Source organism: Kibdelosporangium banguiense, assembly GCF_017876405.1.
Classification (GTDB): Bacteria; Actinomycetota; Actinomycetes; order Mycobacteriales; family Pseudonocardiaceae; genus Kibdelosporangium; species Kibdelosporangium banguiense.
This window is the reverse complement of the sequence record NZ_JAGINW010000001.1, coordinates 4058151-4072428: the sequence shown is the minus strand read 5'-3', so window position 1 is coordinate 4072428 and position 14278 is coordinate 4058151. Positions and strand designations below refer to the sequence as shown.

11 protein-coding genes are annotated in these 14278 nt (G+C 67.0%); 4 read left to right on the top strand and 7 right to left on the bottom strand.

Annotated features, from left to right (window positions below; translation table 11 throughout):
• Positions 1-2: 2 nt before the first annotated feature.
• The 3 genes from JOF56_RS19275 to JOF56_RS19265 form a co-directional block, all read right to left on the bottom strand.
• The gene (locus JOF56_RS19275; RefSeq protein WP_209639997.1) at positions 3-209 is read right to left on the bottom strand and encodes a hypothetical protein; all 207 of its coding nucleotides are present in this window, start codon (positions 207-209) and stop codon (positions 3-5) included.
• A 218-nt stretch (positions 210-427) separates the two neighbouring features.
• The gene (locus tag JOF56_RS19270) at positions 428-1828 is read right to left on the bottom strand and encodes an MFS transporter (protein ID WP_209639994.1); all 1401 of its coding nucleotides are present in this window, start codon (positions 1826-1828) and stop codon (positions 428-430) included.
• A gap of 207 nt (positions 1829-2035) precedes the next feature.
• Positions 2036-2545, bottom strand: coding sequence for a DUF1269 domain-containing protein (locus tag JOF56_RS19265; RefSeq protein WP_209639991.1), 510 nt, complete (start codon positions 2543-2545; stop codon positions 2036-2038).
• Between the two features lie 254 nt (positions 2546-2799).
• Between JOF56_RS19265 and JOF56_RS19260 the strand changes: the two genes are divergently transcribed.
• Positions 2800-3879 carry an AI-2E family transporter gene (locus tag JOF56_RS19260; RefSeq protein WP_209639988.1) on the top strand — a complete coding sequence of 360 codons (1080 nt, stop codon included), beginning with the start codon at positions 2800-2802 and terminating at the stop codon, positions 3877-3879.
• 102 nt (positions 3880-3981) lie between these two features.
• On the opposite strand, the gene JOF56_RS19255 is transcribed toward JOF56_RS19260, so the two are convergent.
• A complete protein-coding gene (locus JOF56_RS19255; protein ID WP_209639985.1) occupies positions 3982-6654 on the bottom strand; it encodes a winged helix-turn-helix domain-containing protein in 2673 nt (890 codons plus the stop codon).
• Positions 6655-6669: 15 nt separating this feature from the next.
• Positions 6670-9375, bottom strand: a complete 2706-nt coding sequence (locus tag JOF56_RS19250; RefSeq protein ID WP_209639982.1) for a winged helix-turn-helix domain-containing protein — start codon at positions 9373-9375, stop codon at positions 6670-6672.
• A 143-nt stretch (positions 9376-9518) separates the two neighbouring features.
• On the opposite strand from JOF56_RS19250, the gene JOF56_RS19245 reads away from it, so the two are divergent.
• Complete coding sequence (locus JOF56_RS19245; RefSeq protein WP_245378309.1) at positions 9519-9938, top strand: DUF7144 family membrane protein; 420 nt, start codon at positions 9519-9521, stop codon at positions 9936-9938.
• A gap of 48 nt (positions 9939-9986) precedes the next feature.
• Positions 9987-10229, top strand: a complete 243-nt coding sequence (locus JOF56_RS19240; RefSeq protein ID WP_209639979.1) for a DUF8691 family protein — start codon at positions 9987-9989, stop codon at positions 10227-10229.
• Positions 10230-10417: 188 nt separating this feature from the next.
• Here the strand turns inward: JOF56_RS19240 and JOF56_RS19235 are convergent, their stop codons facing one another.
• Both JOF56_RS19235 and JOF56_RS19230 read right to left on the bottom strand, forming a co-directional pair.
• The gene (locus tag JOF56_RS19235; RefSeq protein ID WP_209639976.1) at positions 10418-10864 is read right to left on the bottom strand and encodes a hypothetical protein; all 447 of its coding nucleotides are present in this window, start codon (positions 10862-10864) and stop codon (positions 10418-10420) included.
• A 237-nt stretch (positions 10865-11101) separates the two neighbouring features.
• A complete protein-coding gene (locus JOF56_RS19230) occupies positions 11102-11539 on the bottom strand; it encodes a hypothetical protein (protein WP_209639973.1) in 438 nt (145 codons plus the stop codon).
• A gap of 273 nt (positions 11540-11812) precedes the next feature.
• Here JOF56_RS19230 and JOF56_RS19225 point away from each other — a divergent pair, with 273 nt between their 5' ends.
• Positions 11813-14182, top strand: coding sequence for a GtrA family protein (locus JOF56_RS19225; RefSeq protein WP_209639970.1), 2370 nt, complete (start codon positions 11813-11815; stop codon positions 14180-14182).
• Positions 14183-14278: the final 96 nt, after the last annotated feature.

Sequence of the window (14278 nt, the reverse complement as noted above, 5' to 3'; positions counted from 1 at the left end):
GGCTAGTGGTCTGGTACCGAGTGCAGTCGGGGCCGGCGAGGCAGACGCACGGCGAATGTCATGCCAATGAGCGCGAACGCGCCCATTACGAGGATGGCGGCACGCAATCCGTCCACACGCGCCGCGGCATTGATCCGGATGAGTTCGTCGGCCGTAGGACCGGTGATCCCTTTTCCTGCCAACGCGCTCGCTGCTTGCGCATCGCTCATCGCAGCCGCCTGCATTCCAGACTCGACAGTCTGCGTCACCTCAGACCGTGGGCGCCACACCGCCCTTGGCCATCTGTCCGAATAGGACGACATCGTTGCGGGCGACGAACACGCCTTGCCAGCCGTCGACCAGGTCGCCGACAACACTGCGCCGACAACGTCGAAGGCACGGCTGGGCTGCGGACCGCGTTGCTCGACAACTCGCGTCTTCGGCCGGCTCAAAGCTCACCTCGGCTCGTAGGCGGGGTGCCTGGGGCCAGGTCCCTGGGGAGGAACGCCGCGGCAGCGAGTCCGCCGAGCCCGACGGCCGCCAGTGTGATCATCGCGGCGGCATATGCATGGGACGTGAAGCTGGCGACGAGGATCGTGCCGGCGATGGCCGTACCGAGCGAGGAGCCGAGGTTCGACACAGCGCGCGACAGGCCCGAGATCTCGCCCTGCTGCTCCTCGCCGAAGCTCGACTGCACGACGTTGACCGACGGGGTCAGCATCACGCCGAGTCCCAGTCCGACCAGGAGAAGTCCGGGTACGGAGGCCCAGACACTCGGAGAGACGGCCACCATGGCGAGCAGGACGCCGATGCCGGCGATCGTCACGACGAAGCCTGCCACGATGAGCGTTCGCTGGGCGCGCCGTTTCGCCAGGCGCTCGGCGGATACTGACGACACGAGCAGGCCCAGCGTGGCCGCCGTGAAAATCAGACCGGTCTGGATCGCGTTGTACCCGCGCACGACCTGGAGGTACGCCGCCACGACGAACGACGTCCCCATGAGCAGCAGCCACTGCGTGTTCTGCGTGACGAGACCGAGATTGGAGGTGCGATTGCGGAACACGCTCGTCGATATCAGCGGCTTGCCGCCGGCCTTTTCTTTGGCGCGTATCCATCGGAAGAACCACGCCAGGACGAGTCCGCCGAGGACGAGCAGGGCGAGCATCAGCCAGCCGTTGTCGTCAGCCGCCAGGATTCCCATGACAACGAGGACCATGCCGACGGCCGACAGGACCACTCCGCCGATGTCGATAGGGCACGCAGGGTCCGGGGGCAAAGGATCTTTGATCCGGCGGCCGAGCAGAATGATCAGCACTATCACCAGGGCCTGGAACACGAAGGCCGCGCGCCAGTTGAGCACCGAGGTGATGAGCCCTCCGATCAGCGGTCCCGACGCGCCGCCGATGCCGCCCATCGCCATGATGACCCCGAACGCGCGGGCGCGTGAGGCCACCTCTGTGAACAGCAGCGTCGTGAGGATGTAGACGGGCGGGATGAGCAACGCCGTACCGACACCTTCGAGGATCGAGTTGCCGAGGATGAGGACGCCCAACCCCGGGGCGACCGCGCTCAGCACGGCGCCGACGCCATACAGGGCGAGACCTGCGACGAAGCACCGCTTCCGGCCGTATCGGTCGGTCACCTTGCCGCCGGGAATCATCAGGGCGGCCATGACCAGCAGAAAGATCGTGATCGTGACCTGCACGCCCTGCACCGTCGTGTGGAGGTCCGCGCTGATGTCCTTGAGCATGACATTCATGTTCGAGCCGGCGAAGCTGCAGATGAACTGCGCGAGCGCGAGCGGGATGAGCACCGCTCGCAGTGCCCGGTAGGTACCTGCTTCAGCCATAAGTGCCGCCTTCGCCGCGTGGCCTCACATGAGACTCCTTGACGGCCGGGCTTCCGCCCGGTCGAGCTCTTCATCGAGTGCTATGGCGCCGGCGACCAGGGCGAGGTGCGTGAACGCCTGGGGGAAGTTGCCGAGATGTGGAGCTGGATCTGGCCAGCCGCCGCATACCACGGCATTCGCGGAAGCCTGGCCGTCAAGGCGCGCCCCTCATTTCAACGGCGGGTCGGGTTCCTCGGCGAACGCCGCGCGCAAGGCCTCCTCCTGCTCATCGGAAAGGCTGGCGAACAACAGTTCCGGCCGTCCCTGTCCGGCCATCGCCTCCTTGATCTTGTCCAGCACGGCATCCGAGCTGAGCAAGAACAACGCCGACGTGCCCGGGGTGACCTGGTCGCGGATTCGCGCTATCAGCTTGTCGTCGATGCCGACGTCGGAGAACGTGCCCGCCAGCGCGCCGGTCGCCGCTCCGATCGCCGCTCCGAGCAGCGGTACGAAGAAGATCAGCCCGAACAGCATCCCCCAGAACATTCCGCCGAGGGCTCCCCTGCCGGCGAGGTTGCGCAGTTGCCTTGTCTTTGGCTTCTTCGCACCTTCCGCCCATGACACGGTCGCCGCGTCATGCAACGTGATCAGACCTGACGCGGCCAACGACTCGAGAGTGTGCACTGCCTGGTTCGCGCCGCCGGGAGTGTCGTACCGCCAGATGGTCAACGTAGCCATTGTTGTCTCCTCTTGCCTTCCTTTGCTCGACGGGGCCCGAGTATGCGCGGATCCGCCCAGGCCGGACGTCACCCAGCGAGGATGGGACAACCGGCCTGCCTGGCTTCACGAAGCCCGCGGCTCCAGTGCCCGTATCCGGCTGGCCGGCAGCCGGCCCCGCACCACCCCGGCGATCTCATCCTCAGCGGGTGAGGCTCGTGCTCAGTCACAAGCCACGCTGTAGGACCGGACCACCACAAGGGGAAAGGGCTCACATGGCGACGCACCCGTCGGAGGACAACATTTCCGGTCGCCGAATGCCGTTGCGGGACTACGCCGCGATCACCTTGGTGGTGATCGGTGTGGGAGCGCTGGTGGCCCTCGCCTACCTGGCGCGAGGAGCGCTGTCGTTGGCGGCTTTCGGTCTCTTTCTCGCGATGGGTGTGGAGCCAGTGATTCGCGCACTGATACGCCGTGGTGTACGTCGCCGGACTGCTTGTGCAGTCGTGCCGGCCGTCGCCGTGGCGGTGATCGTGGCACTGATCCTGCTGTTCGTGATCCCCGCCGTGCGCCAGCTCGGGGCGTTCGCCGCCGAGGTACCCGAGCGCCTCGACGTGCTGGCCGACCGGTTGCACCTCCGCGACTCCCCGCTCACCGATGCCCGCCGGCAGGACGAACTCGCGGCCGCCCTGCGCGCCGCCGCCGGCATCGCCGTCTCGTCATTCGCCGCGGCACTCGGGGTCTTCGGGGAGATGGTCGGCGCTGTCGCCGCCGGCATCACGGTGCTCGCCCTGCTGGTGTACTTCTCCCTTGCCATGCCCCGCATCCTGGCCGCTGCCGGGCGGCTGCTCGGCACCCCTGAACGTGCTCTGCTGATCGAGCAGGTTGTGGCGAAGGTCGGAGGCTATGTCAGCGGGCAGGCGGTGCTGTCCGCGTGTGCGGGTGCGGTGTCATTTCTGTTCTTCCTGCTCATCGGAGCGCCCCACCCGGCCATGCTCGCATTGGCCGTCGCGATTCTCGATGCCATCCCGCAGGTCGGTGCACTGCTCGCGGCGATCCTCAGCACGGCGGCGGTGCTCACCGAGGACAACATTTGGTTCGCGGTCGCGACAGTGGGTTATTTCTGCGTGTACCAACTCATCGAGAACTACCTGCTTGCGCCGCACGTCTTCGCGCGGGCCATCGCACTCACCCCGGCGACGGCGTTCGTCGCCACACTCGTCGGCGTCTCGGTCGCCGGCCTGCTCGGTGCGATCGTCGCGCTTCCAGTGACGGCGGCGGTGAAAGTCGTTGTCCACCATTGGTTGTGGGGTCGCGGCGTGGACGTCGTAAGACCCGAAACTCAGGCGGAGTAGCCTCTTCGGTCCTCGCCGGAACTGAGTTCCTGACGGAAGTCAAGCGGTGCACCGGCTTTGGCGACAAAGCCCGTCCGAGCGGAGCGAGGACCATCAACACTGTTAGATCAAGCCGAGTTCGCGGGCCGCGACCACCGCCGCACGGCGGTTGCTCACGCCGAGTTTCGTGTAGACCGAGCGCACATGCGTCTTCACCGTGTTCACGGACAAGGTGAGATCCGATGCGATCTCGTCGAGCGGCCACTGTGAAGGCAGTCTGGCCAGTACGGCCTGCTCGCGCTGAGTCAGGGCACCGTGTGTCCGCCCGGCATGAAACCTGGTGACCGCTTCGCAGACCCGGCTTGCGAAGTCGTCCAGCACCCCGAAACCACCCTGCTGATCAACCAGCAGCTGCCGCACCGACGAGCCGGCTTCGCCGAACGGCAGGATCAACCCCGCCGGTTCGGCAAGTGCCAGTGCGGCCTCCAGCGCGCATCGCGCCTTGGTCCGCTGTCCTTGGCGCAGCTCGATGGTCGTCTCCAGCAGTCGGGCCTCAACGCGAGTGATCGGAGACAACCGCGGCCGGGCGACATCCAAGGCGCCACGCAGCGCCCGGGACACACCAGCCTGCGCGGTCATGGCAAGCGACCACGCTTCCAGCAGGGACAACTCGGCCGTGTCACCTATCCGGGCCCGCGTCCAGTCGAAGACCTCCCGTGCGTGGGCGTGCTGGCCGAGCTTGACCGTGCAACGATGCTCCAGGACCGCGACTGTGGCGGCCAGTTCCGGCAACAGGACAACGTCACCGAGCTGCCGGCGCGCCTGCCTCATCCGGTGCAACCCGGTCAAGCGGTCACCCGCGTCGAAACGTGCCGCCCCTTCGACGAAACTGATCATGAATCGAAGTCTCGGCTCGTGCGCCGCGCGGTTCGCCCGTTCAGCCTGCGCCGCATAGTGCCTCGATCCCGCCGGATCGAGCCGCAGCAAGCGCGCGAAGGCGAGTACCAGGTAGTCAGTCGCCAGCCAGGGCGCCCGGCACCAGCCTCGCTCACTCGCCAGACCGATGGCCGCCGCTGACGCCTCCGCCATCGCGGGATAGTCGCCGCTCAAAGCGCAGGCCGCGCCGAGGACTGTCTGGCATTGCACGACAAGGTGATCGAAGCCATTACCGCGGGCGAGCCGGAGAGCTTCCCGCAATTCTCGCCGGGCGGTAGCCAGGTCCGCGGCATACAGCGAAGTCCAGCCGACAGCCATTCGAGCCCAGGCCTCGAGCCCAGCGCCCATCGACAGCAACCCGCCCGGATACTCCGCCGTCAACAGCGCAGCCGAGGGTTTGCCCCGGACGAGCGCGAGATGTGCTCCCACGAGCCAGCGGAGCAACGCCATGTCGGTGCTGCATGTGGATGGCCAGATGGCGTTACTGCAGGCGAAATCCGTCTCTGCCGCGGCCAGTTCGCCGGTTGCGAGGTGCGCGAACGCGGATATCAGGGCAAGCGAAGGATCTTGCGTGACCGTGCCGGGGCCGACCAGCGCCAACGCCCGGGTGACGTCATGGTGCTCGCCAGTGAGCAGCAACATGACGGCATGCCGGTGCAGGAGGGCCACGACCATGTCCTGGTCCCCGGCCTGTCCAGCGTGGTCGAGCGCCTCCAGCACCCGCTGTTCGGATGCGAACCATTTAGCGGCCGTACCGTGCAGCTCGGCCGTCCGCTCCGGCTGCTGCCGGTCGAGGTCAGCACGCAGGTACGAGCGCAGCAAGGTGTGGATCCGATACCGCTGCCCGCCTATGTCGACGCTCGTCACCAGCGAACTCTCACGCTCCAGCACATCCAGGAGCACGCCGGCGTCATCCAGCCCGGACAGCGCCGCCGCCAGGGGTGGCGACACCTCGTCGCAGACACTGATCACCCGCAGGAACTCCCTGGTCCGCCCGGGCAAGCGAGTCAGCACCTCGCCGACGAGGTAGTCGGCCACGGATCGGTCGTCGGCAGCGAAGTCCGCGAGGAACTCGTCGCGGTCGGCCGCGTCGCGCAGCGAAAGTGCGGCCAGCCGCAGCCCGGCCGCCCACCCCTCGGTCTGGTCGACGAGCAGCCGCAACTGCTCGTCATCGAGTTCGACTCCGGCAGCGCGGAGCATTGCCGCGGCGTCATCGGGGCAGAACCGCAGCCGGTTCGCACGGATCTCGGCCAGGTTGCCCTGGGAACGCAACCGAGCCAACGGGAGCGGAGGGTCGAGCCGGGTGGACAGCACCAGCCGCAGCCCCTTGGGTACATACCGGATGAGCGCCTCGACGCCGCGCAGTGTCCGCAGCGCCACGATCTCGTGCACGTCATCCAGCACCAGTCGCAGCGGGGTGTCCAGCGCGTCAAGGGCGTCGACGACCTCGGCGAGAAAACCCGGCTCGTCGGCCACCGCCGGTGGTGCGAGGTCTCGCAACGGGCTGTCGCTGGGAACGCACTCGGCCATGGCACTGAGCACGGCCGACCAGAATCGGCTGGCATCGTTGTCGTCGCGGTCCAGCGACACCCAGGCCACGGGGGTCGCCGTGACCCAATCCGCGAGCATGAGCGTTTTTCCATAACCCGCCGGCGCGCATATCACGGTGACCGGGACTTCCGCCGCCTGGTCGAGCAGGCGCCGCAACCGCTCTCGCCGGACGAAGCTGACCGGCACCCGCGGCACCGCGATCTTGGCGCGGGGAACCCGCCACCGGGTGTGCCGGGGCAGCTCACCGGCTCGAGCCGTCTGCCGGACCCGCTCGAAAGCAGTTCGCTGGATCTGTGGCCGTACCGCCATTGGTTCCCCTACCCCCTAACGGGCGGCTCTCAGGCCGGCGGTCCACGACGGGGCTTCGATAAGTCCCTGGTCGACGGCGACCGCGAGGGCGTCGCGGCGGGTACCGACGCCGAGTTTGGTGTAGATCGCCCGCACATGCGTCTTGACTGTGTTCGGGGATACCGTCAGATCTTGCGCGATCTCCGCGAACGAGCGCTGTGTCGGCAGCAGTCGTAGCACCCCGCGCTCCCGATCGGTCAGCGATATCGGCGCCGACTGCACGCCGATCAAACTCCGGGCAGCCAGTACGCGGCGGGCGAAGTCCTCCTCCGCACCGAGCCCGCCGATCAGCCCGATGAGCAGCTCGATCACCTCGTGCGCGGCGAACACCACCGGATACAGCGCATCCATCGGCGCGGCGAGCGACAGCGCTGTCCGCAATGCGCGGCGCGCCTGAGTGGCCTGCGCGGTACGGAGCGCGATCTCCGTCTCAAGCAACCGCGCCTCGACGATCGACCAGGGCAGCAAAGGGTGGGCAAAGCCGTCGAGCAGCGGCTGGAGAACAGCCCGGGCAGTGCCGTATCGGTGCGACGCCGCCTGAGTGCGGGCACGGATCAGCAGCAACTCACCCGAGGCCGGAATCACCTCACTCACCCAGCGCACCACGGCGCCGGCGACGCCGCCCCACCCGAGCAGCGTGGCGGCCCGATGTTCCACGACAGCGGCAAGCGCGACCTCGTCCGGCGCGAAGTGACCACCCGCCGCGTTCAGCCTTGCTTCCCGCATCTGCCGGAGCCCGGCCGAACGGTCACCGGTATCGAACTGGGCGGCGCCCCGCAGGGTGTGCATCAGGAGGCTCGCCGGCGGAGCCCCTGCGTCGAACAAGTCGGCCGCTCGAGCCGTCTGGTACAGACACTCAGCGGGGTCCGCGCGCAGCAGTGCGCCGTACGCAAGCAGCAGGCGCGCCGCCATGCCTGCCGTCTTCGCGGGCAATCCGCCCGCGAGCCGCGAGTCGACCGTCGTCGCCAGTTCGTTCATCAGCCGAAAGTCACCTTCGGCTGCCGCGATACGACCAAGGATCGTCAGGCATTGTGCAGACAGGTAGTCGTAGCCGTTGCGCCGTGCGTCCGCAAGTGCGGCCTGCAGGAGTTCACGCGCCCGGGCCCGATGCCCAGCGTGCAGCAGCACTGTGCCCTGGTGGAGCTTTGCCAGCGCGTCGACGGCCGGCGCGTTCCCAGCCGGTGAAGTGGGACTCTCCGTAATCCGCGACATGTCGTCGATCCCGCCGGCGAACTGGGTGAGGCACGAGCAGACGAACTGTCGCAATGACTCGAGCTCAGGTGTCTGTCCGGCCGGCCGAATCGCTCCGGCGCGCGCCAGATCGGCCGACGCCGCAGCCGGCTCGCCGGACTCCAGGTGCAACAACGCGGTGATCAATGCCGGCCATGGCTCGTCGGCGAACGATTCGTCGCCCAGCACGGCGACGGCACGGCGCAGCACCACGTGCTCGCCGGTCAGGACCAGCGGCAATGCGTTGTGCCGAAGCAGGTCGCCGACGCGCTCACGGTCCACTGCAAGACAGGCGTGCGCCATCGCCTGTGACGTGCGCTGGTGCGCCGCGAGCCAGTCGGCTGTCTTGCCGTGCAATGTCGCGGCGCGACCGGGAGCTTGCCGCTGGAGGTCAGCGTGCAGGTGCGAGCGGAGCAGCGCATGTACGCGGTACCAACGTCTTCCGGTTCCGGTGCTGACGACCAACGCGGTCTCGCGCTCGAGACAGCCGAGCATCTCGCCGGCGTCGGCCTGTCCGGATACCGCGGCCGCCAAGGAGGCCGACACCTCCTCGCACCCGCTGATCGTGCGCAGGAACTCCTGTTTCGCATCCGGCAGCCAGGACAGAACCTCATCGATCAGGTAGCCGGCCACGGCCCTATCGATCCCTGTGCGATCGGCCAGGAACTGCTCCGGGGCATCGGTTTCGGTCAATGCCTGAGCGGCCAGCCGCAAAGCGGCCGCCCATCCTCCGGTGCACTGCACGAGTTGCCGTATCTGCCCGGCAAGCAGCCCAACGCCCGCGGCCCCGAGCAGGGCATCGGCTTCATCCATTGTGAACTGCAGCTCTTCGGCGCGTACTTCCCGCATCTGGCCCGACAATCGCAACCGCGCCAGCGGAAGCCGCGGACCGAACCGGCTCAGCAACACCATCCTGAGCCCAGCGGGCTGGAAGCGGATGAGCGTTTCCGTGCCCTGTAACGGTTCCACGGCCGTGAGCTCGTGCAAGTCATCGAGCACCAGCCGCACCGGTGACGGCAGGCCGTCCAGCACGTCGACGATCTCGGCGAGAAAACCGGGATCGGTGCTCGGCAACGCCGGCAATACCAACTCCCGCAACGGATTGTCAGGGGGGATGGCTGGGCAGGCGTCCAGCGCCGCGAGCACCGCCGACCAGAAACGGCGGTCGTCGTTGTCGTCGGAGTCCAGCGACACCCATGCCGTGTCCGACGAGTGTCCTCGCCGGACCCATTCCGCCAGCAGCAGCGTCTTGCCGAACCCCGCGGGAGCCTGGACCAGGGTGACCGCACTGTCCTGCGCTCGATCCAGCTCTGTCCACAATCGCGCACGAGAGACCATCCGGGCCGGCAACTCCGGCACGACGATCTTGGTCCGCGGTACCCGCGGCCGTACCCTGCCTGACCGAGCCTCCGGCATCCCCACTGCCTTCCAGCGTAGGAACGTGCGTTCCATCAGTCTCTCACCGCACTGTCGCGAAGGGACGAGGCCACTCGGCGATCCATCTCACCTCTCGCGGGCGAAGTGGCCCTCTGGCCGCACCTACCACGGTAGTCCCGGTGCCGGTGATACCGCCGGCGGTGGCACAGGGAGGAAAGATGGGTGTGCACACTCGCTCGACGTGGTCGAACTGGATCTGGTTCGCCGGAACCATCTTGATCATTACCGGGTTCTTCACCGTGATCGAGGGCATCGTCGCCCTGTTCAGGAACGAGTACTACATTGTCGGCAGCAACGGCCTCCTGGTGTTCGACATGACCGCGTGGGGCTGGATCCACCTCATCGTCGGCGCGTGCGCCATCGTCGTCGGGCTCGCGTTGTTCACCGGTGCCGCGTGGGCTCGCGTCGTCGCGGTCATCCTGGTCAGCTTCAACGCGATCAGTCAACTGGCTTTCCTGGCCGCCTATCCCATCTGGACGACCATCATCATCGCCCTGGACGTCCTGGTCATCTGGGCCGTCGTCGTCCACGGCGAGGTCGTCCAGGACGAGGAAACACGCATCGACGAACAGCGCTGACCGCCCGCTACACATCATCACCCCCGAGCCCGAGCAGCAGGTGAAGCCATGTCGCAGACACGCTATGAGTTTCGCGTGACTGGACACGTGTCGGACCGCGCACGACACGCCTTCGGTGAATTCGGTGAAATGCACATCGTTCCCGCCGCACCCGAAACGATCATCTACGGCGACGTGGTCGACGACTCACACCTGCACGGGATCCTGGCGATGGTCCAGAACCTCGGACTCCGCATCGTCTCGATGCACTCGGTACCCAACCCACCACCTAACGCTACGACGTCCCCCTGAAAGTCCCATAGGGCTGAGGTGGCGTGTTTGGTTGATTGGCCGATTGTGGACAAATCTCGCCGCATGCGAAAGCCTCGGCACCACAGCGCCAGACTGCGGTGCCGAGGCTTGCCCGGCATCAACAGAAGCGTCCATTGCGGACAGCGAGCTCATATTCGATCGGATCGTCATGAAGCCGCGAGCGCGGGTCAGCGGCAGCCGATCCAGACAGGATCGCTCTCCTCACGATCCCGGTAGCGATCCCGGTCATCGCGTGCGAAGTGCACGGATACTGTCCGGTACCGGCCTCGTTCGCACCGAGTTTCGGCGTCGGCGCGCACCCAGCGTGCGTTCTCCCTCCTTTCGGAACCCTCCCTGACGTTCTCCCATTTGTCGTCGTCGCGGTCGTATTTCTGCAGCCACACTCGCACCCCGATCACGTCCGCCTCGTCGCGACAGCGGGTTACGGCGCGGGCACGCACACGGTCGCCGTCTTGCTCGGGGCGATCCACCCTGCCCTCGCACTGCAATTGCGGCAGCGCCACACCGGTCCCAGTGATCGCCGCCCCGGCGGGGGCGACCCCGGACAGCAGACCAGACATGAAGAGTGTCACACCCGCCACGGCCACCGAGCGTCTGATCAATGAGTTCGTCACGACAGTTCTCCCAGGTTTGTCAAGAAAAGAAGAATGACCAACGACGCCATTGTCAAATCGGAACACAGGGGACCGCAAGTAGCCTCTTTCCCGGCCCCGGAATCGATCGGCCGATCGTGGACAGGCCTTGACACCGCGACGAGCACCGCGGTGCCAAGGCCTTCTCATCAACTGACAGAAGCGTCCGTTGCAGACAGCGAACTCATGTTCGATCGAGTCGAAGCTGCGAGCACGGGGTCAGCGGCACCAGATCTGGACAGGATCACTCTCTTTACGATTGGTGTTGGTGCCCTCGCTATCGCTTGCGAAGTGCATGGATACTGCCCGGTACCGGCCTCGCTGACACTGAACGTCGGCGACAGCCTCCACCCGGCGAGCCTCCTGATTCCTGCCGGCGCCGTGCGCGACGGTCCTCCATTCGCCGGCCTCGAATTTCTCCAGCATTACCCGGACCCGGACCACGTCCACCTGGTGGCCGCAGGAGGTCACGGCAATCGCACGAATAGTGTCTTCGTCCCGGGCCGGAGGTTCCACCCGGCTGATGCACCGCAACTGCGGCGCGACACTGGCCTCTGTGACCGCTTGAGCGGCGGACGCACCCCCGGCCAGGAGTCCGGACAGGAACAGTGCCGCGCCTGTCACGGCCAGCGAGCGCCGAACGATGGAATTCGTCAAGACAGTTCTCCTCACGTATCCAGAAAAGAAGAATGATCAAATTGAGCGCCCATTGTCGGATCGAAGCACAGACGAGGACAAGTAGCCTCTTTCCCGGCCCCGAAATCAACAGCAAGACGGGGCCAGACACATGGCCACCTATTCTTTTCAATCCTCGGATCGCAGACTGATTCCCCAGTCAAGCACTGGGGAAAGCAAGACGAGTTCTGTTGCGCTTCGCCTGTCCCTCGTCGAGCTGGTTACCGGTCCACGCGAGGTGCAGGAAGGGAAGCTGTGCACGAGAACACGAAAAAAAGAAGCGAGGTCGATCCGGACGTTACGCCATTCGATATCTCCTCGGCGCGGGAAAGCCAGCCGCCTGAGATCAGCGTCATCATTCCGGTCCGCACCAAGACCGACGATCTCGCCATCGTGTTGCAGCGACTTTCCGAGGAGAATTCAGGGCCGTCGATGGAAATCCTTTTCGTCGACGACAGCGACGACGGCGCCAGAGATGTCGTGCTTTCCCTGGCCGCGCTGTCAGCCGTCCCGATCCGGCTGATCCTTCGCGAGCCGGGCGAACGGCACGGTGGGCTCGGCGGCGCGGTGCTCGCCGGTCTGGCGCAGGCACGCGGCACGTGGGCCGTGGTGCTGGACGGCGACCTGCGGCACCCGCCGGCACTCGCGCCACAGCTGGCCGAGATCGGCCGATCGCGGGGCGTGGACGTGGTGATCGCCACCTGCAGGCACGTGGTGCCCGTTCTGTCCACCGTGATCGCCAAGGCCGTCTTCCCGCGCCGGCTCGGTCAGCCGAGCGACCCGCTGAGCGGCTTCTTCGCCGTCCGCCGCGCCACACTCGACCTCGACCGGTTGCGGCCGGCCGGGTTCAAGATCCTGATGGAGATCCTGGTCCGGCATCCGGGCCTGCGGATCGCGGAGGTCCCGTTCGGGATGGAGCGGCGGCCGGCCGGGCGCCGCAAGGCTTCGCCGCGTGAAGGCATGACGTTCGTGCGGCATCTGGTCCGGCTGCGGACCTCGCTGTCGAGCCGGCAGGCGACCTCGTCGCCGAAGGGCCGACTGTTGCACGCCGGGGCGTTCGGGCTGGTCGGGCTGTCCGGGCTGGTGGTCAACATGGCCGTGCTGTGGTTGTTGTACGACCACCTGCTGAGCCTGCACTACCTCGTGGCCGCCACACTGGCCACCGAGGCGTCCACGACCTGGCTGTTCGTGCTCACCGATACGCTCGTCTACCGGGGCGCGAAACCGGGCACGATGGTCTCCCGCGCTGTTCGGTTCTTCCTGCTCAACCATGCCTTGCTGGCGCTGCGGCTGCCGGTGCTCGCGTTACTCGTCGACGGCATCGGGCTGGGCGTACTGCTGTCCAACGCGTTCACCCTCGGCCTGCTGTTCCTGGTGCGGCTTTTGGTGGCCGACTGGGCGATCTACGGCCGCGGCGAACCAGAGGCAGAGCAATCCGCGCGCGAGGCCACCCGGGTCATCGTCGAGGTCACCCCCGCCCCGAGGGTCTCAGTCGGTATCACCCTGAAGCGTTCCCCCGACCTGGCGCGGTACCTGCCCTACCGCTACTGCATTCCGGGAGTGGCGACGATCGGCTCACAGGTGCGGCTGGCGGAACTCGAGTACTTCCGTGCGCAGTGGCTGGACAACGACACCGAGATCCAGATCCGGGTCGGCCCGGCCGGCCGCCGGCACCCACTGCCGCGCGCGGTCGTCACCCAGCTCGCCTGCCCGCCCGCGATCGAATACTCCGAGCACCTCGGCCGGTTCGGGGCCAACTTCCGGATCTCGCTCGGCGACCCGATCGAGGTGGTCGTCTCCCCCAGCCTCGCCCGGTCGCCGCATGTGGTCTACACGAACATCCTCGAGGCGCTGCTGCGGTTCGTGGCGGTGTCGCGGGGCGCGATGCTGCTGCACTCGGCATGCCTGGAGCTCGACGGGACCGGCGTGCTGATCTCTGCCAAGACCGACACCGGGAAGACCGGCACTGTACTCCGGCTGGTCCGGGAGCGCGGCGCGAAGTTCCTCTCCGACGACATGATCGTGCTGTACCCGGACGGCCGGGCCGGCTGCTTCCCCAAGCCTCTGACGATCAGCCACCACACGCTGCGAGCGGTGCAGTCCGACGAGCTGACCCGCCGGGAGTGGCGGCGGCTATGGCTGCAGAGCCTGCTGCACTCCCGGACGGGCCGCCAGTTCGGGCTGGCCCTCAGCCACCTCAACGTACCGATCATGGGCGCGAACGCGCTCACCCAGCGGATCGTGCCGCCGCCGAAGTACGCGGTGGACCGGCTGCTGCCGTGCGAGATTCTACCGGAAAGCAGGTTGACCGAGCTGTTCGTGATCGAGCGGGGAGCGTACGCAGTCAGTGACATGTCGCCGGAGGACGCGATGAGCACGTTGCTGTCCAACACCGAGGACGCCTATCAGTTCCCGCCGTTCCGCCAGCTCGCACCGTCCATTGTGATCGGTGAGGACGACCACTTGGCGTTGCGGGAGAAGGAACGCCAGATCTTGGCCGCCGCGGTCCGGCGGATCAGGGCACGGTCGCTGGCCACGCCCGGTTTCTCCTGGGCGGACGAGATCCCCGGGCTGTTGGTCCCGGGCCCGGCCCACGGGTGGCTCGTGCCCCGCCGGTATGCATGATGGGTGCACCGGCGACGCCGGACATGGCGGCCTGTGCCGCCACTGGTCCGCGATATCGACGGCCGGCGTGGGTACACCCGCGTGGCGGCACAGTGC